Origin of the sequence: Methylosinus sp. LW4, from assembly GCF_000379125.1 — a bacterium.
Lineage (GTDB): Bacteria > Pseudomonadota > Alphaproteobacteria > Rhizobiales > Beijerinckiaceae > Methylosinus.
The window spans coordinates 1,507,370-1,526,847 of the sequence record NZ_KB900626.1 but is presented as its reverse complement, the minus strand read 5'-3'; the positions used below and the strand labels follow the sequence as shown (position 1 = coordinate 1,526,847).

The 19,478-nt window shown below is 63.9% G+C and carries 13 protein-coding genes and 1 tRNA gene; 6 read left to right on the top strand and 8 right to left on the bottom strand.

Going from position 1 to position 19,478, the window contains the following annotated elements:
* Nucleotides 1-123 precede the first annotated feature (123 nt).
* From METLW4_RS0107795 to METLW4_RS0107780, 4 genes are read left to right on the top strand one after another with little or no spacing between them, the layout of a single operon-like run.
* Nucleotides 124-1,848 carry a sensor histidine kinase gene (locus METLW4_RS0107795; protein ID WP_018265646.1) on the top strand — a complete coding sequence of 575 codons (1,725 nt, stop codon included), beginning with the start codon at nucleotides 124-126 and terminating at the stop codon, nucleotides 1,846-1,848.
* Nucleotides 1,845-3,188 carry a sigma-54-dependent transcriptional regulator gene (locus METLW4_RS0107790; protein ID WP_018265645.1) on the top strand — a complete coding sequence of 448 codons (1,344 nt, stop codon included), beginning with the start codon at nucleotides 1,845-1,847 and terminating at the stop codon, nucleotides 3,186-3,188. Before METLW4_RS0107795 ends, METLW4_RS0107790 begins: the two co-directional genes overlap by 4 nt.
* 58 nt (nucleotides 3,189-3,246) lie before the next feature.
* A complete protein-coding gene (locus tag METLW4_RS0107785; RefSeq protein ID WP_018265644.1) occupies nucleotides 3,247-5,043 on the top strand; it encodes a carbamoyltransferase family protein in 1,797 nt (598 codons plus the stop codon).
* Between the two features lie 36 nt (nucleotides 5,044-5,079).
* Nucleotides 5,080-6,342, top strand: a complete 1,263-nt coding sequence (locus METLW4_RS0107780) for a glycosyltransferase family 4 protein (RefSeq protein ID WP_018265643.1) — start codon at nucleotides 5,080-5,082, stop codon at nucleotides 6,340-6,342.
* A gap of 8 nt (nucleotides 6,343-6,350) precedes the next feature.
* Here the strand turns inward: METLW4_RS0107780 and METLW4_RS0107775 are convergent, their stop codons facing one another.
* Nucleotides 6,351-7,436, bottom strand: coding sequence for an acyltransferase family protein (locus tag METLW4_RS0107775; RefSeq protein ID WP_026191340.1), 1,086 nt, complete (start codon nucleotides 7,434-7,436; stop codon nucleotides 6,351-6,353).
* 204 nt (nucleotides 7,437-7,640) lie between these two features.
* Nucleotides 7,641-8,816 carry a glycosyltransferase family 4 protein gene (locus METLW4_RS0107770; protein WP_043332407.1) on the bottom strand — a complete coding sequence of 392 codons (1,176 nt, stop codon included), beginning with the start codon at nucleotides 8,814-8,816 and terminating at the stop codon, nucleotides 7,641-7,643.
* A 10-nt stretch (nucleotides 8,817-8,826) separates the two neighbouring features.
* On the opposite strand from METLW4_RS0107770, the gene METLW4_RS0107765 reads away from it, so the two are divergent.
* Nucleotides 8,827-10,164 (top strand): hypothetical protein, encoded by a 1,338-nt coding sequence (locus tag METLW4_RS0107765; protein ID WP_018265640.1) that lies wholly within the window; start codon nucleotides 8,827-8,829, stop codon nucleotides 10,162-10,164.
* On the opposite strand, the gene METLW4_RS0107760 is transcribed toward METLW4_RS0107765, so the two are convergent.
* The 6 genes from METLW4_RS0107760 to METLW4_RS24340 are packed head-to-tail and all read right to left on the bottom strand — an operon-like array spanning nucleotide 10,154 to nucleotide 18,645.
* A complete protein-coding gene (locus METLW4_RS0107760; RefSeq protein ID WP_018265639.1) occupies nucleotides 10,154-11,311 on the bottom strand; it encodes a glycosyltransferase in 1,158 nt (385 codons plus the stop codon). The two genes, METLW4_RS0107765 and METLW4_RS0107760, sit on opposite strands and share 11 nt — an antisense overlap.
* The gene (locus METLW4_RS0107755) at nucleotides 11,304-12,320 is read right to left on the bottom strand and encodes a polysaccharide deacetylase family protein (protein WP_018265638.1); all 1,017 of its coding nucleotides are present in this window, start codon (nucleotides 12,318-12,320) and stop codon (nucleotides 11,304-11,306) included. The genes METLW4_RS0107760 and METLW4_RS0107755 overlap by 8 nt, the downstream gene beginning before the upstream one ends.
* Entirely contained in the window at nucleotides 12,317-13,894 is a 1,578-nt protein-coding gene (locus METLW4_RS0107750; protein ID WP_018265637.1) for a lipid II flippase MurJ, read from the bottom strand. Before METLW4_RS0107750 ends, METLW4_RS0107755 begins: the two co-directional genes overlap by 4 nt.
* Nucleotides 13,891-15,321, bottom strand: a complete 1,431-nt coding sequence (locus tag METLW4_RS0107745; protein ID WP_018265636.1) for an O-antigen ligase family protein — start codon at nucleotides 15,319-15,321, stop codon at nucleotides 13,891-13,893. The genes METLW4_RS0107750 and METLW4_RS0107745 overlap by 4 nt, the downstream gene beginning before the upstream one ends.
* A gap of 7 nt (nucleotides 15,322-15,328) precedes the next feature.
* On the bottom strand, nucleotides 15,329-17,518 hold the full coding sequence (locus tag METLW4_RS24345; RefSeq protein ID WP_157234982.1) for a GumC family protein: 2,190 nt from the start codon (nucleotides 17,516-17,518) through the stop codon (nucleotides 15,329-15,331).
* Nucleotides 17,488-18,645 carry a glycosyltransferase gene (locus tag METLW4_RS24340; RefSeq protein ID WP_018265634.1) on the bottom strand — a complete coding sequence of 386 codons (1,158 nt, stop codon included), beginning with the start codon at nucleotides 18,643-18,645 and terminating at the stop codon, nucleotides 17,488-17,490. Before METLW4_RS24340 ends, METLW4_RS24345 begins: the two co-directional genes overlap by 31 nt.
* 663 nt (nucleotides 18,646-19,308) lie before the next feature.
* On the opposite strand from METLW4_RS24340, the gene METLW4_RS0107730 reads away from it, so the two are divergent.
* Nucleotides 19,309-19,384: transfer RNA gene (locus METLW4_RS0107730), tRNA-Phe, on the top strand.
* Nucleotides 19,385-19,478 lie beyond the last annotated feature (94 nt).

Below are 19,478 nucleotides of genomic sequence, written 5' to 3'. Positions count from 1 at the left end.
GTAGAAGGGCAATGGCGGCGCCATATCGTAAATTATTGTTTATATGTGCGATTTCTCGCCATTCTATAAACGTGAGATACGGGATTCATTGAGTTGCCTATAAACTCGGGATACAGTCTTGCGATGACGTCGAGCCAGCTGTTCGCCCTGTCCCTCTCGACGACTTTCGTCTCGAGCATTGCGCTTTCGGCGTTTCTCCTCGCGCGGGCGAGGACGGCGCCGGGCGCGAAGCAGCTCGCCGCATTCGTCGGGATCGTCGGGCTTTTCGCCCTCGGCCTCCTCCTGCCCGAGCGCCTCGGCGCGGCTTCGATGGCGCTGGCGCCGCTTGGCTCGGCGATGGCGGTCGATTTCGCGATCCGGCTGACGGGGCGGGGCGCGCGCTCCCTTCCGATCGTCCATGCGCTCGGGGCCGGCGCGACGCTTTTGCTTCTGCTGTTCGGTCCAGGCGCCTTTTTCGAAACGGCGGACGGCTTGCGCGGCTTTCGCTATGAGGGCGTCGGCCTCATCGGCGTCGCTGTCGCGATCGGTCTCGCCGCCTATGGCAATGGGCTGATGGCCTTCGCGCTGCGACGCGCCGAGGGCAAGCGACAACGCGAGATCGCGATCGTTCTCCTCTCCTCGCTCGTCGGCCTTTCGACGGTCGTCTCCTTTGCGCCGGCTTTGGTCGGCATGGCGGTCGCGCCCTGGTCCATTCTCGCTCTGCCGATCTATCCGGCGCTGCTCGTCTATGGAATATTGCGCTACGAGCTGATGGCGGCCAATGTATGGGCGCGCCGCGCCGCGGCCTATGCGCTCATTCTTCTGCTCGCCGCCGCCGTGGCCGGATTGCTCGCCGCCGCGCCTTTGAGCTTCATTGCGCCATCCATGGATTTCATTTCTCTATGGCTCGTCGTCGCCGCGGCCATGGCGCTGGCCTTCGCCTTCGGCGAGCCCATTCGCCGTGCGGCGGATCGGCTCGTTTACGCCGGCCCCGAGATTTCCGCCGAGACGATGGCGCAATGGCGCAGCGACCTCGCCGGCGTGGACACGACGACCGAGGCGCTCGAGATCGCGCGCGCGCATTTGCGCATGGCCATGCGGCCCTTGGTCGATGTGACGCTCTCTAGCGATGGGCCGGAGCCGGCGCTTCGCTGCGTCGATACGGGCGACAAATGGATGGCGAAGCTCACAGGCTTCGAGGATTCGCCGCCGGGCGCGCGCCGCCTCGCCATCGTCTACGCCGATCTTCTGACGCAGAGCCTCGACGACATCGATCGCCGAAGAAGCCGCGCCGAGAGTGAACGGCTCGCCGAGCTCGGAATGCTCGCCTCGACAATCGCGCATGATCTGCGCAATCCGCTCAACATCGTGAATATGGCGGCGGCCGCCGCGCCGCCGGAGACGCGCGCCGAGATCATAGAGCAGACGCGGCGCATGAATCGTCTCGTCGGCGAATTGCTCGACTACGCCAAGCCCTGGAAGATCGAGCCGGCCGATATCGATCTCGCCGCAGCCTTCGGCGATGTCGAGACCGACATTGCGAGCGATGCGCATTTGCGCGCCGATCCGTTTCGCTTCGCCCAGGCGATGGACAATCTCATCGCCAATGCGCGCGCCGCCGGCGGCCGCATCGCAATCTTCGTCGAGACGGCGCGGGATGCGACGGTCCTTCATGTCTGCGACGATGGCCCCGGCGTGCCGGAAGAGATCAAGGATCGTCTGTTTCAGCCCTTCGTCTCGCGCAACAGCGAAGGCACGGGGCTCGGCCTCGCCATTGTCGCCAAGATCATGGCGGCGCATGGCGGCTCCGTCGCGCTCGGCGCGCGCGAGGGCTTTTCCACCTGCGTCACTCTGAGGTTCCCGAGATGACCGCCGAGACGATCCTCATCGTCGATGACGAGCCCGCTTTCGCGCGCGTCGCCGGCGCCTTTCTGACGCGCGAGGGCTATCATGTCGTGACGGCGACGGACGCGGCCTCGGCGCGCGAAGTCTTTGCGCAGGCGCGGCCTGATCTCGTGCTTCTCGATCTCGTCATGCCGCCGGAGCGCACGCCCGAGGCGGGCCTGTCGCTGCTGCCCGATTTTTCGAGCGCCGTCACCGTGGTGCTGACGGCGCATAGCGAGCATGAGCTGGCTCTGCGCGCCGTCGCGCTCGGCGCATGGGACTTTCTCGCCAAGCCCGTGGAGCCGGAGCTGTTGCGCTTTTGCGTCCAGCGCGCGCTCGCCAAAGCGGCGCTCGAGCGCGAGATCGCGCAGCTGCGCGCGGAAAAGGCGAGCGCCGACGACGGGCTGATCGGCAATGGTCCCGCCATGACGCATGTGAAGGACATGATCCGCCGCATTGGTCCGGCCGAGCTGCCTGTGATGATCCTCGGCGCCACCGGCTCCGGCAAGGAGCTCGTTGCCAATGCGCTGCACAGGGCGAGCGCGCGTCGCGGGGCTTTCGTCTCCATCCATTGCGGCGCAATTCCCGCCGAGCTGATCGAGAGCGAATTATTCGGCCATCTCAAAGGCGCCTTCACCGGCGCCCACGCCGATCGCCCCGGCCTCGTCGCCACGGCGCGCGGCGGAACGCTGTTTCTCGATGAGGTCGGCGAGACGCCGCCGTCCATGCAGGTAAAGCTGCTGCGCTTCCTGCAAGACGGAACCTTCACTCCCGTGGGCGGGCGCGAGACGCGGCGCGCCGATGTGCGTATCGTCAGCGCGACGCATCGAGACTTGGAGGCGATGACTGCGGCGGGGAGCTTTCGCGAGGATCTCTATTATCGCCTGCGCGGCGTCGTCATTCGCACGCCCGCGCTGGACGAGCGGCGCGAAGATTTGGGTCTTCTCGCCGCGCATTTCCTCATGCGCGCGGCGAAGAAGCGCAAATTGCGCTTCTCGCAGGAGGCGCTGGCGTGGCTCGTCGCGCAATCCTGGCCCGGCAATGTCCGCGAGCTGAAAGCGACGATCGAATGCGCCGCCGCGCTCGCCGATCCGCAGTCGTCGACGATTTCCGCCGAGGATTTGATTTTCGCGCGCGGCGGCGGAGCTCCTTCCTCCTCAACCGTCATTGCGGAAACGCTTCCCGAGGCGCAGGAGAAGTTGGAGCGCCGCATGATCGGCGCCGCGCTCGCCGCGGCCGAACACAATCACAGCGCCGCGGCCCGCCGCCTCGGCGTCTCGCGCGTCGGGCTGCTGAAGATGATGGCGCGGCTGGGCCTGCGATAATCCGCGCTATTTCACTCGGCGCGAGGCGGAGGAACAGGTCCTCCGGAAAGGAGATAGCGTGGCGATCATACTCGGGCTCAACGCCTATCATGGCGACGCATCGGCCTGTCTCGTGCGTGACGGCGCCATCGTCGCGGCGGCGGAGGAGGAGAGATTCCGCCGCGTCAAGCATTGGGCGGGCTTTCCCTCGGAAGCCATTCGCTATTGCCTCGAGGAAGGCGGCGTGACGCTCGTTGATGTCGCGCATGTCGCGGTGAGCTCTGATCCGAAGGCGAGCATCTTTCGTAAGATCGGCTATTCGCTGAAGACGCGTCCCGATCTTTCGCTCATTGTGGATCGCATCCGCAATCAGACAAAGCGACGGTCGATCGAAACGGATTTGGCGAGCGCGTTTCCGGGAGCGAATTTCAAGGGCGAGATCCATCGCATCGAGCATCATGTCGCTCATGTCGCATCTGCATTTCTGGTCTCGCCTTTCGAGCACGCGGTGGCTCTGTCGTTGGATGGGTTCGGCGACTTTTCGAGCGCCGCTTGGGGCATGGGCGATCGAAATGGCGTGTCGATCGACGGTCGTGTCTATTTCCCGCATTCGCTCGGGATCTTCTATCAGGCGATCACACAATATCTCGGCTTTCCACACTATGGCGACGAATATAAGGTCATGGGGCTCGCGCCCTATGGACGCCCGCAATTCATGAGCGCGATGCGGCGTATTCTTCGGCTCGAGGACAATGGCGCGTTCACGCTCGATCTCGGCTATTTCCGCCATCATAAGGAAAAAATCGCATATGAATGGACCGGCGGCGCGCCTCATGTCGGCGCGCTCTACAGTCCGGCGCTCGAAGAATTGCTCGGACCTGCGCGAGCGAAGTACGAGCCTCTGGAGGAGCGCCATCTCGATATCGCGCGTTCTGCGCAGGCGATGTATGAAGAAGCGTTCTTTCATTTGCTGAGCGCGCTTCACGAGCGATATCGTCATTCCGATCTCACGCTCGCCGGGGGCTGCGCGATGAATTCTGTCGCCAATGGCAAGATCAAGCGCTATTCGCCGTTCAGCCGGGTCTATATTCAGTCTGCGGCGGGTGACGCCGGCGGAGCGATCGGCGCGGCGATGCAGGTCTGGAGCCGGCTCGGGGGCGTCGTCCAAGGCGCATCGTCTACGACGGCGCTTTCGGGGGATAGGATATCGGGCCGAAGCGTGATGGATCACGCCTATCTCGGTCCTCGCTATGACGACAAGTCGATCGCGGCTCTGCTCGCCGCGCGCGGGGCGGAACTGGAGGGCCAGAATTGCGTCGTCGAGCATATCGAAGACGAGGCGGCTTTGTGCGCGCGAGCCGCGGAGGCGATAGCGCAGGGCGAGGTCGTCGGCTGGTTCCAAGGACGGATGGAGTGGGGTCCGCGCGCGCTGGGAAATCGATCGATTATTTGCGATCCGCGCCGCGCCGACATGAAGGACATTCTAAATCTGAAAATAAAGCGTCGCGAGAGCTTTCGTCCTTTTGCGCCCTCGATCCAAAGGGAGAGCGTCGCGCAGTGGTTCGAGGAGGATGGCGATGCGCCGTTCATGATGCAAGTGTTTCAGATAAGGGAAGAGAAGCGCGCGATGATACCCGCAGTCACCCATGTCGACGGTTCGGGACGCCTGCAGACTGTTCACCGCGAGACCAATCCGCGCTATTGGGGATTGATCGAGGCGTTTCGACAGCGGACCGGCGTGCCCATGGTGCTCAACACGTCGTTCAACGAGAACGAGCCCTTGGTATGCAGGCCCGAGGAGGCGCTCGACTGCTTCTCGAGAACCAAGATGGATGTGCTGGCCTTGGGGAACAGCTTCATTCGGCGTAATAGCTGAGCGCCGGCTTCGAGCGCCGCCGCACTCGGAGTCGTGATGCTGATTTTCGTGAACCGCTATTTCTACCCGGACCATTCGGCGACGAGCCAGATGTTGTCCGATCTTGCGTTCGGATTGCGCGCGCGTGGGCATGATGTCCGCGTCATCACGTCTCGGCAACGATATGATGCGCCGAATGATCTCCTGCCGGCTCATGAGGTCATCGGCGGGGTCGAGGTTTTTAGGGTGTGGACGTCGCATTTCGGCCGCGGCGATCTCATCGGCCGGGCTGTCGATTACGCGACCTTCTATTTCTCCGCAGCGTGGCGGCTCCTGCGATTGGCGCAAGCCGGAGACACGATCATCGCGGAAACCGATCCGCCGATGCTGTCCGTCGTCGTCGCGCCAATCGCGCATTGGAGAGGCGCGCTGCTGGTCAATTGGATACAGGATCTGTTTCCAGAGGTCGCAGAGGCTGTAGGGCTCGGCCGGCGCCAGCTTCCGCATTTCGTCTATGGCGCGCTTCGCATGCTGCGCAACGCGTCATTGCGCTCGGCGGCGATGAATGTGGCGCTGGGCGAAAAAATGGCGGAGCGACTGTCTTCGCTCGGCGTGGCGTCGGATCGCATCGCCGTTATTCCGAATTGGGCCGACGCCGAGCTGATCCGGCCCATTGCGCCAAAGGACAATCCGGCGCGGAAGGAATGGGGGCTCGATGGCGCTTTTGTCGTGGGCTATTCGGGCAATCTCGGGCGCGCGCATGATTATCGCGCTCCGCTGGGCGCGATCGAACGGCTGAGCGGCGCCTCGTCGACGAATCCGAAAATTCGCTGGCTATTCATAGGGGGAGGCGCGCTCTACGACGCCTTCGCGCGGGAGCTGCGCGCCAAGGGGCTGCAGGACGTTTTATTCGCGCCCTACCAGCCGCGCGAGCGCCTTTCGGAGAGTTTGTCGGCTGCGGATGTGCATCTCGTGTGCTTGCGGCCCGATCTCGAGGGCTCGATCGTGCCGAGCAAATTCTACGGCGTCGCCGCTGCCGGTCGTCCGACCATTTTCATCGGCGATGACGACGGCGAAATCGCGCGGATCGTCAGACGAGAGGATCTCGGCTGCGTGTCGCCGCAAGGCGATGGAGAGCAGCTGGCCGCGCGGATTTTGACGCTCGCGCAGGACCCGGACCGGCGCCGAGACATTGGCGCGAGGGCGCGTCGGCTTTGCATGGAAGAGTTCGACAAGCGCGTGGCTCTCGACAGCTGGGAGCGGCTGCTGGAGCGCCTTTCGGCGAGACGCCGCGGCGCGGCTCGATGTCGGCGCGCCTAATAGAGTGCTCAGCTCGCGACGCTCGACTTCTGCGTGCGGGCTTTGCCGAAGATGGAAATTCCATCGATCGCGCGTCGCATCGGCGTCTCGAACAGATGAAACGACAGCAGGCTCGTGGCGAAGATGCACGAATAGCAGATGAGGCTCAGCGCGGCGATCGTGATACCGCCGCCCTTCATCAGCTTGTCGCCGACGATATTTATCAAGACCAGAATAAACAGATTGTGCCACATATAGATCGAATAGGTGAGCTGTCCGAGCGGAGCGATGCGCATCAGGCTCGGCGTCGCGATCGCGTGGACGTCGCGCGCGACCGCGCCCGTCACGAGTAAAACAATCAGAGCCAAGATCAGCAATGGCGATTGCCCGGTGAGCATGGCCGCCAAAATCGCCAGCAGGCCACCGGCGAGAACCGGGAAAGGCGGCGTAATGGGCGCGAGAAAATGCCGGAGCCGGAAGAGCGCCACGCCGACGCCGAAGCCGAAAGCGCCGCGCAGAAGTGGATGAAAGCTCTCGGAGTCGATCCAATCATGAACGCCGAAATCGAGGCCGTAGCGACGGACGGCTCCGAAAATGATCGCGGCGCAGGCCGCCGCGATGACGAGAACGCCTCTCTGCCCGGCGCTTCGGGCGAGAAAAATGACGATCGGAAAACCGATATACATCATCATCTCGACGCTGATCGACCAGTTGACGCCATTGAAATACTGGTGATTTCCACATTCGATGAGAGTGTGCAGCAATAGGGCCGTATCCGCGATGCACAGCGGGCTGAAGGATGGCGTGTGCCGGCTCGGCAGCTGCAGCGCCGAAAAGCCAGCATATAGGAACGCAGATACGACGAGGGTGAGCAGATGAAGCGGGAATAGTCTCGCAACGCGCTTCTTCAAAAAGGCCCCATATGAGGCGATGTCGTCTATGTGGTCGAAATACACATGGGATATGACATATCCAGATATGATAAAAAACATGTCGACGAATAGAGCCAAGCCATCCGAGCGCTCATTGGCGGCGGAAGAGAGCATGAACTCTTTGGAATGGTGAAACACGATGCCGAGAGAGGCGAGGAAGCGAAGCGCGTCGAGGTGCTGCATTTCCCCCGATTTCGCCACGAGCGGCTTCAGCTTCAACCACTTCCGCATAAGAGCCGTCCACCTTTCCGCATCTTTGTTGTCTAGCTCGCGTTGAATGATTTACCAAGCGCAAATTCTGCGGGTTCGACTGTCGTTTGTGTGGGCAATGGGGAATATTTGTTGCTGCTTTGTGTAGTTCTGCGCCGAGCCGGCCTCACGCGGAAGTTATCGTTTGGCGGCGGACGCCTCTTCCTTTTGCATTTCTTCCAATAATTCGAGATATTTCGTCGCGACGCTGTCCCAGCCGAAGCTCTCGGCGGTGGAGCGGGCGCCGGCCCGCAATGTCGCGAAGCGCTCCTTGTCCTCGAAGGCGGAGTGCAGCTTCTCGGCAATGTTTTTGGCGTTCCGCTCGATCGTGAAGCCGTTCACGCCGTCTCGCAAATAGTCTTCGATCCCGCCGACGCGGGTCGCGAAAACCGGGAGGCCGGCGGCCATCGCCTCCATGCAGACCAGCGAGAATGTCTCATAGGCGGTCGGAAGCGCGAAGGCGTCGGCCGCGGCGTAGAAGGCGGCGACGTCGCGCCGCGCGCCGCAGAACAAGAGCCGTCCCTCGGCCTGCGCGGCGAGGCCTTTATAGCGCGCCGGATTGTCGGAGCCGACCACGGCCAGCCAATAGCGCTCGTCCAGAAGCGCCAGCGCTTCAATGAGCGGCGCGAGGCCTTTGCGCGCAAATTCATGTCCGACGAACAGCAGCAGCCGGGCGTCGGGCGGTATTCCGAATTCGCCGCGAATTTGCGCGCGCGCTTCCTCCGAGGCTTGGAAACGCTGGAGATCGATGCCATTGTAGATGATGCGTATGCGTTCGGCGGGAACATTGTAATGCGATTGCAATTCGTTACGCACGCGAGCGGAGACCGCGACATATTTGCGGTAGCGGAGCCCGCCGATCATCCAGCGGTCCCGCAAGGCGACCCAATAATGCATGGGATTGAGCCTCCAGCGCCAATCGCCGGCCTCGCGCTTTTGCGCGAGACTCTCTGCATTCACGGCGTGGACGACGAGAATGTCGCCACGCAGACAATCGCCATGGCTGATGATCTGCGTCGCCCGCGCGCGGCGCTGAAGGGCGAGCGTCGCGGCGAGCGTGAATATCGGCATGACGACGAGCCGGCCGATATGGCGCATGGCGCCGCGAGTCGGCACGCGCGACAGCCATGGCGTGACGAACTCTATCTCGGAGGCCGTCTCGCCGTCGTCTGCGACGACCGCGGCGACGACGCAATTGTGCGCTCCGGCGCGCGTGAAGGCTTTCGCGAGCTCGAGGGCGACTGTCTCGACGCCGCCGTCTCGGCTGAATTCTTGCACGACCTGAACAATTGCGAGTGAATTGCGTGAGCTCATTGGTAAATCCATGACACAAATCTGCGTGAGATTAGCGTGCGCGACTCTGCTTTTCGTCGCATCGGCCGCCTTTTGCGAGGATCGGCTCTTCGAGCCCGATGCGCCTTTGCGAATGCGCATCGGCGGCGGAAATCTCGTGACGCATCTGCACGGAGCGCCTTCTGCGCAAATCTATGCGGCGCTGCGCGGAGTCGGCGCGCCGCTCGGCCGCATGGATTCCTATGGTTGGCGCACGCTCGACCGCAAGCCGACGCCGAGCGATTTCGACGCCGCCATGCGCGAGGCCTATGAGCGCGGAATAACGCCGGTCATTCTGCTGGAATATGAAGGCTCGTATCAGTTTCTCGATCCGCCGCAGCCGATCGGCTCGTATCGAGATTGGTTCATCGCCGGCGTCGCTTATGCACGGCGCTTTCAGCCCGGCGGCGATTGGGCGAAGGCCAATCATATCGAGGGATGGGGCGCGACCATCTTCACCGCGATCAACGAGCCGGATGTGCAGGCGACCATTCCGCGCGAGGACTATCGGCGGGCGCTGGAAGGGCTGGCCGATGGCGTTCACAGCGTCGATCGGGAACTGAAAGTCGTTCCCGGCGGCTTCGCCACTTGCAACTCGCATGGCGACGCGACTCTGCGCGGCTATGGACCGGCCATTGCGCCATTGCTCGAGGACGGACGCCTCGACGGCGTCGATCTGCATACCTACTATAACTTCCGCTGGTTTCCGCTGACTCGCGGTCGCCAATTTTCGGCGCAGAGCTGCTTCGATCGCGTCAAAAAAGCGATGGGCCTGTCGCGCGACATTAATTTCTACGCGACCGAATATAATATCTCGAAATCGGAAGGCTGGGCGCGGCCGGAGACCGCCGCCAAGCTGTTCCTGACCGCCTTTTGGGACGAGATGTCGGTCGTCGGCGCCGACGGGCGCAGGCCCGCGACGGTTTTCGCCATGCCCTGGAATCTCGGCGACACTGGCGCGATCGAGGGACCGAGCTACGCAATGGCGGCCGGCGCCGCTCCTTGGCGTCCGGAGGCGCGCGCTATCGTGCTGCGCAATCTGATCGAGATCGCCGGCGCGATGCATTTCGTTTCCATCGATCGCGAGAAGGGGCTGCTGACGCTGGAAGGGCCGAATGGACGATTGCTCGTCTGGCATGATCTCGAGGGCTGGACCGACGCGCCGGGCTCCGCATGGACCGTGCCCTTGCCGGAATGGGCCGCCGCCGCAGAGCTGTGGGGCTGGGACGGACTGCGGCGACGCGTCCCCGTGGCGGGGGCGGAGCATCGCTTCGCCGCGCTGCAGCCGGGCGAGACCTATATGGTGTTTATTCCGCGGCCTAAGCGCTGAGCGACGTTGCATGATAGGCCTCGAGCCAAGCGCGCCGCAGCGTGCGCGCGACCTCGTCATAGGTGAAGCGCGTCGCGACATTCTCTAGCGCGGCGCGTGACTTTGCGCGCACATCTTCATTGCCGGCGGCGATGTCGTCGAGCAGGCGCGCGAGCGCCGCGCTGTCACGCTCGGGCGCGACCCATCCGCCTTCGCCGATCACATCCGGTATCGCCCCGCCGGTGGAGCCGATCACCGGCACGCCGCAGCTCTGCGCCTCGATGATGACGCGGCCGAACTGCTCGCGCACGCGCGGCGTGGTGCGCGTGAACAAGATCAGCGCGTCGAGCCGGCGCATGAATTGCGCGACCTCATGCGGCGACGCCCAATTGCGAAAGCTCACGCGCTCGGCGAGGCCGAGCCGCGCCACGCGCGCGCGCAATTTGCCTTCATGCGGGCCGGAGCCGATCAGATCGAGGCTGATACCGGCCTCCGCGCGCGCGATCGCATCCAGCACATCGTCGAGCCCCTTCTCCTCGACGAGACGGCCGACATAGCCGATGCGCAATCCCGCGCCTCGCGGCGCTGCGACGCCATCGGGACGGAAGCAGTCCTGATCCACGCCATAGCCGATCATCGTGACCGGGCCCTCATAGCCGCCGGCCCTCACCACGGCCTCGGCGTCCGGGCTGCGCGCGAGAATATGCGCGCATTTCTTCAACACGAAGCGGCGAATGGTCTCGAAGGGCGGCGGCAGGGTCTTGAGAATATTCTGATCGACCTCGAGAACGAGCGCCGCCTCCCGTTTCGTCAGCGCGGCTTGCAGCGCCACTATGCTCCACGGCTCTTCCCATAGATGAAGCACATGCGGCCGCACCTTGCGCAGCAGGCGCGGGAGATGCGGATAGAAATGCAGATACCAGTTCAACGGCCCGGCACTCGGAAACAGGATCGGTAGCACATGCAGCTGCATGGCGGGATCGGCGGCAGGCTCGCCGGTGAGCGAGCGGCCGAACTCGCGCCAATTTTTTGGCGCGACGAGATGCAGATCGAGGTCGCTCTGGCGGAGCAGGGGCGTGTAGCGTTGACGTCCGCCCTTCTGGCCGACGGCGGAATGCGCGATGGAGACGACGCGCAGAGGGGAGGGGGCGCTGCGAAGGTCAGACACGGCCGAGCATCCTCGCGACGACGCCGGACGCGCCGGTCAGATGCATCTCGGCCATCGCCAGACTTTTCGCGCCGCCATTGATCGTGTTGCGCGGCAGGCTGAACACATTGCTCCGGCGCCGCATCACGCCTTTGCGCGTCGTCGCCGCCGAGGAAAAGCCGGCGCGATGCGCGAGCGCGAAATCACGCTCGCCCGCATCGGCCGCGCGGCCGAAGGGAAAGGCGAAATGTCGAATCTCTCGGCCGAGCCGCTCGCGCAGTCGACGACGGCAGGATTCGAGCTCGGCGAGCGCCTCCGCTTCGCCGAGCGCCGAGACGCGCGGATGATCGACCGTATGCGCGCCGATCTCGACGAGCGGATCGCGCGCCAGCGATTCCAGCATATCCCAGGAGATGGCGTGCTTCTCGCGCAGCCGCCTCTCGTTGAATCCACTTTCCGCGCAAAAGGCCGAATAGAGCGCGTCTGCTCGCGGTCCTTCCCATGCGCTCTCTATCGTCGCATAGGCGGCGCGCTTCTCTTGCGCGGTCCCGACCTCGATCGTCCGACCGTCGTGAATGATATGGTCCTTGCTCAGGATGATGTCCTCGAGGCCGGCGTGCCACAAAGACATTGTTCCATCGGGAATGCCCGTGGTCACGAAGAGCGTCACCGGCGCTCCTTGCGCACGAAACAGCGGGACGATCTCCTCGAAAGCGTCGCGGTAGCAATCATCGACGGAAAAATTCACAAAGCGGTCGCCGGGGCGATCGGCGGCGGCGCGCTCTATCGCCTCTTCCATGGTCACGATCGACCAGCGTTGCGCCTTCAGATATGCGAGCAGACGATCGAGATAGGCGAGGTCGAGATAGAAATTGCGATTGGGCAGCCGCTCCCATAGCGCGCTCGGCGCGGCGCGATGAAAGGTGAGCAGACAGCCGCGCGCGCCTCTCGCCCTGTCGAGGAGCGCGCCGATGGGTCGCAGCGCCGCCTCCATCGGCAGAACGTCTGTCAAGCTCGACGCGAGACTCATGGCGCCTCTCCTGTTCCGAGCAATATTCGCAGCTTCGAAAGACTCGCATCGTGCAGTTGCGGCAGCAGAATGAATGCTCCGGCCGCTGTGCAAAGGGCGCAGGCGACGGCGCCGGCGAGGAGCCGCGGCGCGAGGGCGCTCATTTGCGCCTCGATCATCCATCCGGCCGCCAGCATGGCGGCGCCGGGCGCCGCCGCCATGCATGTCAGCGACAATATTCGCCCGCGATTGGGCAAGGCAAAGGCCGTTCCTGTCAGCAATGTGAGGCTGCGCGCGCTCTCGCCGAGGCCGATCAGCAGCATGCCGAAGCCGAGCGGCGGCGCGAGCCATGCGCCGAGCGCATTGATGACGATATTGACGAGATAGGCGCCGACGACGATCAGCGTCGCCCGCGCATTGCGGCCCTCGCTATTGAGATGCCGCAGGAGAATCCATCCGAGCGTCGAGGCCCAGAGGCCGATGGAGACGCCGCGCAGCGTCGCGCTCGCGAGCAGCAGGCCGGTCTCGGAGAAAGCTCCGCGGAAAAACACCAGCCGGACGATATCGGATGCGAAGACGAAGACGAAGGCGGAGGCCGGGACGGTGAGCGCGAGAATGAGACGCGCGATGGCTTCGATCTGATGATGGCTCTCGTCCTTCCGATAGCTCGACATATAGGCGAGCCCGACCGGCTGGCTGATGAGCAGCAGCGCCGTGTCCGAGAGCGTGCGCGAATAGTCGAGCGAGGCCACCGCTCCAGTTACGTTTCGCGAGGCCGCCAAGCGCTCGATCCAGACCTGCGTCTGCTCCGCGAAGGGAAGCGCGAGCAAAGGGCGCAGGCGCCACAGAAACTCGCGTCCGGCGGCGAGGATCATTGCGGGATGCGCGCCGCTCGGGTCCAGCGTGCGCTCTCGATAGCGCGACCAGAGGCCGAACAGCGCCAAGGCGATGAAGGAGAGGGTGAAGGGCCAAGCGAGCGCGCCGAACCAGCCGACGACGGCATAGAGCGCGAGACCTATAATCATCGACAGATTCAAGAGGCCGGCGCGCAGATTGGAGAGCCGCGTCTTGCCGAGCGCGATCTCGCCCGCCGCCAGCGTGTTCACCAGCACGGAGGTCGGCATGGCGAAGCTCATGATCTCGACATAGCTCAGCGTCAGCGCCTTGCCCTCGGGCGTGAAGCCGCCGAGCATCAGATCGATCCACCATGCGCCGAGCGTCTGCACGCAGAGCATCACCGCAATGGCGGCGAGCGTCAGCGCGCAGCAGAGCGAGGCGAGCAGGCGAGGGGCGCGCCCTTCCGCCTGGGCATGTTGCAGCATGGGGATGAGAATGGCCGGCGCGCTCTCATTCTGCAGAAAGCACAAGGGCAGCAGGATCACGGTGACGGCGCCGCGATAGCCGTCGGCGAGCAGCGACGCCCCCAGCACTTGCGCCATCAATATCTCGCGCGCGAAGCCGAGAATTTTGCTGGCGAGGGCGCCGAGCATCAGCAGCGCGGCCATTTTGCGCGGCGCGGCGTGCGTCGGCGCGGCGGGCGAGATCGGAGCGCTCAGCGGAGGCGCCGAGCCGCGAAGGCGTTGCGTCCAGCTCATCGGCGCCGCCCTATGTCGAGGCGCTGGCGTGATCCGCGCTCCGGGACGGAGGCGAGCGCGAGCGCCATGAAGGTCCAGAAGAGAAAGCCCGCTTCGCCCGAGCCTATGCCGGCGAGCGGCAATTGCACGAGGAAGAAGGCGCCGAAGGCGCCGAGCATGACGCTTTCCGCGCCGCCGTCGCTCAGCGCGCCGATGATCGCCGAGACGGCGACCCACACCAGCGCGAAGAGGCAGATGAGGCCGAAGACGATGCCCATCGACTGCCAGCAGGCGATGATCATTCCGTCGACCGGCTGCGAGCCGGCGACGCCCGTGTCGACCGTGGTGAATCCGGCGCCGATCAGCGAGCTGTCGGAAAGATTCCACAATGCGGAATATTGATCGATACGCTCGCGCGCGCTGCCGTCGCGGCTGCCTTCCGTGAAGGTCGCCAGTCGCGCGCTGATCGACTCGCCGAAGGGCGTCGCGACCAGAGCGACGATCGTCGCCGCGCAGACGCAGAACATCATGATGAAGGAGCGTCCGCGCGTCGCGCGGAACAAGGCACAGAACAGCATGGCGACGACGAGCGAAATCCAGGCGGTGCGGTAGAGCGAGAGAAACAGCGCGAGCGCAGCAGGCGCCGTGGCGATCTGCGACAGCCAGTCGCTCTTGCGAAACCAGACCAGCAAGAGTCCGGCGGCGGTGAAGGTGGCAAAGCCAGCGGGGGCGTTCATGGTGCTGAAGACGCGCACGCTATAGGGGACGGGCTGGCCGATGGAGGTGATCGGCGCATTTTGCATCCAATAGCGATCCCACGCCGGCGGATCGACATATTGCACGACGCCGTAGACGCCGATGAGCGGCAGCGCGATCACGAAGACATTGGTGAGGGCGGCGAGCATCTCGTCCTTGTCGGCGGTCTCCGCGAGCAGCATGGCGTAGAGCAGGGGAGCGAACCATTTGACGGCGTCTCGCGCGGCGCTCATCCACTCGCCTTTGAACAAGGTGAGGATCACCGCATAGACCACGCAGGCGATGACCATGAGCATGGGCTCCATGCGCCGCATCCGGCCCGGCGATGTCATGAGGCCGAGCATTTGGGAAAGAGGCGCCATGAGGCAGGCCAGCGGTCCCACCAGCATCAGGCTGCTGGCGTCATAGCCGAGGCGGACGTCGACCAGCCGCCGCACGAAGGGCGTGAAGAGAAACAAGAGCAGCGCGGCTCCGACATGAGCCGAGGGGCCGCGTCGCCAGCTCCACCATCCGACGGACGCGCAGGCGAGCACATAGAGCGCGCGGGCGGGCGCGCCGAGAAAAGGTCCGACAGCGCCGGCGATGAGCAATGTCGCGAGCGCGGCGGCGCATCCAATCAAATGGTCCCGCGCGCTCGGCGCCGCGTCGCGGCGGACGCCGTTGTCGGTTCTGGCGCCAGCGAGACTCGTCATCTCCGCCTCACGCCGTCGCACGCGAAGATCGCTTCGAGAAAGGCGGCTCGTCGCGCTCCGCCATATTGACGACGACGCCGAGCAGCCGCCCGCCGCACGCGATGAGCCCCTCGCTCGCGGCGAGGGCTTCCTCCGCAGAGCATCGCCCGGCGCGCGCGCAGAGCAGGATCGAATCCGCCCGCCGCGCCAAAAGGCGTGCGTCCAATGCATCGGCAGGCGGGCAGTCGAGCAGCACGAGATCATAGTCGCGCGTCGCTTTCAGCACGGTCTCGATGCGCTTGCCGATCTGGGGCGGCGCCGCTTTGGCGGAGGCGCCGAGCGGCAGGGCGTCGAGCATTCGCCAGTCTGTCGCCGTCACGCAGTCTCGCAGAGGCGCTGTAGAGTCCAGCGCCTCGAGCAGGCCAGGCCCGCGCTCGAGGCCGAGCGCGGACTCGAAGCATGGATTGGCGCGGTCGCATTCGACGATGAGCACGCGATGCCCCATCGCAGCTGCGAAATGCGCCAGGATCAAAGTGAGGAAAGTCTTGCCGTCGCCGCGCGCGGGCGAGGTCACGGCGATGAGCCGCGATCCCTTTTCCTCGCCGAGGCGCGCGCTCGAATAGATCTCGAACAGCGCGCGCTGCGCAGCTTCGTCGCTCTCTGCGAGCTCGATGAGGGCCTTCGAGGGCAGGGCGCGATCTCGACGCGCCGGCATGCCGAAAAGCCTGGGGCGCGCGCTGCGAAAATGCGGCAGCTCCACGCATGGCGCGTCGCCGGGGAGACCGGCCAGCTCGGCCGAGCCGCGCAGGCTCTTGTCGAAACGATCGCGCAATATCGCCGCCGTGGCTCCCAGCAGCGTGGCCATCGTCAATCCCGCCGCGAGGAATGGCAGCTTCTTCGGGAAGTAGGGCTGATTGGGCAGCTCGGCCAAGCCAACGAGGCGCGTGCTTCCGTTCAGCACGCGACGATCGGCGTCGAGCTCGCTGGCGCGCTTGTAGAGTTCCGAATATTGACGCCTCTTCATATCGACGCCATGCACCAGCGTCTCTATGGAGCCCTGATCGATCATCGCGTCGCCGACCTCTGTCTTAGCGGCCTCCACCTTGGCTCTCAGCGAGGCGACGAGCGAGTTGGCGGCGTCGTAATTGCGCTTCGCCGCGGCGGCGACGCCGGCGATCTCGGCCGCGAGGCGTCGCTGCGCGATGTCGCGCTCCTGCTCCAGCCCGCGCATGGCCGGGTGCCGATCGCCGAGCGTGCTCTGCGCGGAAGCGATCCGCATCTCGATCATGGTGAGCTGCTGCTTGAGATCGGAAACGCTGCGGCTCGCCAGCACGGCGGGCGAGTCGGCCAATCCCTTGCCTTTGTTCGCGGTGATCTCCTTGAAGCGCGCCGAGGCCTCCGCCCGAGTGGCCTCGGCGGCGGAGAGCTGCTGCGTGAGGCTGGTCAGGCGTTCGGAATCGATCAGCGCATTGGTTCCGCGCGCCAGACCTTTCTTGCGCTTGTATTCTTGAATCTTGCCGTCGTCGTCGCGCAACTCGGTCTCGAGCCGATGCACCTCGGCCCATAGCCAATCCGCGGCGTGCTGGCGCCCGGACGACAGATTCGCGCGCTGATCCTCGAGGAAGGCGGAGATCAGCGCATTGGCCATCTTCTGCGCGATCTCCGGCCGAGTGGATTGATAGGAAATGCTGATGACGCGCGATCGTCCGACATTGCCGATGGAATAGCGCGGACGGACGAACTCGACGAGCGCGTCGGCGTCCTCGCTCAGCTTGTCGCAGCCGGAGCGCCGGCCGAGCTTTTCCAGCAATGCGCCGATCCCTTTGCCCGCCGCGCAATCCTGCAGCGCCAATTCGAGAACGCCGGGCGAGGCGGTCGCCGCCTTCAGCACGCGCGACGAGCCGATGATGAGAAGCTGACTCTCCATATCGGCGGGATCGCCGGCCTTCTGCGCCCAGACGGCGGATGAATTATTGTCGCCGGGCTCCTGCTCGGCGACGATCACCGAGCCCGTCGCCATATACTGAACCGGCAGCAACAGCAGCGCCGCGACGACAGCGCCGAGAATCGTGATGAAAATCGCCGAGAATATCGTCTTGCGTCGCCACAGCGCGGCGAGCAGGCCATGTCCCGGGGCGACGGCGATGCTCGTCGCGCGCCGCGCCTCCAGATCGGAAACGGCTGCGCCTAGATTGTCATAGGCCATGCGGGCGTCCAATCCGTTTCCTTGCCGCGCTCGCGCTCGGCGATCGTTCGTTCCACGAGATCTTTGAACTCTCGGCGAAAGCGCTCTGCTGAAAAATTCTGCGCGCGCCTTCGGCAAGCCATGCGCGAAAATTGATCTTCTTCCGCCACAAATCTGCGAAGGCAATCGGCGATCTCCGCCGGCGTCGCATTCGCGAAAAACATTCCCGAGCGAGGCTCCCGCGCCGACACCGATTCTCGCGCGCCGCCGCGATCGAGCGCCAGCACCGGCGTTCCTTCGGACATGGCCTCGACGACGACGATGCCGAAATCCTCCTCGGCGGCGAAAATGAAAGCGCGCGCCGAGGCCATCAGATATCGAAGCCGCTCATCGCTGACGAAGCCTTCGAAGGAGACATTGTCGGTCGCGATGCTGCGCAGGCGCGCGGCTTCGGGGCCGTCTCCCGCGACGATCAGCTGAAGATCTTCGAGCTCGCCGAAGGCCTTCACGATCGCATCGACATTCTTGTAGGGCACGAGCCGGCTGGCGGTGAGAAAATAGGGGCGACGCGAGACGTCCTGCCCTCCGCCGAGCGCGACGGGCGGGTAGATCACTTTTGCTTTGCGCCCATAGGATTTCTTTATGCGCCGTGCGACGAATTGCGAATTGGCGACGATGACGTCCGGCCCATTCGCCGTGCGCGTATCCCAGATGCGCAGATAATGAAGCAGCATGCGGGCGACCGCTCCCTTGATCCCTTTCTCGAAGCCATTGTCGCGCAAATATTGATGCTGCATGTCCCATGCATATCGCATCGGCGAATGCACATAGGAAATGTGAATTTGATCCGGGCCCGTCAGCACGCCTTTGGCGGCGGCGAAGCTGCTGGAGATGACGAGGTCGTAGGCGGAGAGATCGAACTGCTCGATCGCCAATGGCATCAACGGCAGATACAAGCGGTGATGCGTGCCGACGAAAGGCGCGCTTTGCAGAAAGCTGGTCGTCTCGCGGCCGATGCCGATGACGGCGCGATCCGCGGGCGGGAGAACGTCGAAGAGCGAAAAGACATGCGCTTGCGGATAGCATTGCAAAATTTCGCCGAGGACGCGTTCGGCGCCGCCGAGGACATAGAGCCAATCGTGCACGACCGCGACGCGCATACTCTTCCCTTGTGGTTCCAGGGCGCTCGTCGGTACAATCACAATCGACGGGCTAGGGGCTAATTACGTCTTCAAATACAAGCATTATCAGTGAGGATGGTCGGATAATCGAGGTGAATGTCTCTTCCTCTCGCTGTATACATTTTTACGTGTTCGCTTGCGCTCTCGTAAAGTTATTTTTTTACAAGAACAGTTAATGTGAAATCGCTCGATTATTATTTATATGTGTCCGTCAACGACTTGGCGTCTATTCGTTCGATCTCGAAATAATGAGTGAGATTCGATCGAGTGATCTAAGCGCTCTCACTCCTCTGGCGCCTATGGGACATTATGATACGGCGGTCGATACGATGTCTCTGATCGGGACAATGGATCGCGCGAAGAATGCGCGTGGACCTTTCAGGCAAAAGCGGCGCCGCCACCAATGGGACGATGATCCATTAGAGTCGGCGCGCGCGGCGAGATGGTGAGCGCGTCTCGATGATGTCATGCAGGACGGGAAGGGCCGGCCCGGTTCCTCTCGCGGTTTCGTGCGTGCGCGGGCTCGGCGACAGCGGCCGCGCCTGCGGTTTTGCGCGAGCTCGTGAGAAATCCGCTTTTGGGGTCTAGACAAGGCCGGCGGCACTTTCTATAAGCCCGCTCTCGGCGTCGCGAGGCGCCCAGGCCCAGGTAGCTCAGTTGGTAGAGCATGCGACTGAAAATCGCAGTGTCGGTGGTTCGATTCCGCCCCTGGGCACCATCCCCGCCTAAGAAATTCTGCACTGTCGCACGGTGGCTCGAGATCTGAGCCAGGCGATTTGCCATAGCGCGACGGTCGCGGGAATTTCGTGAAA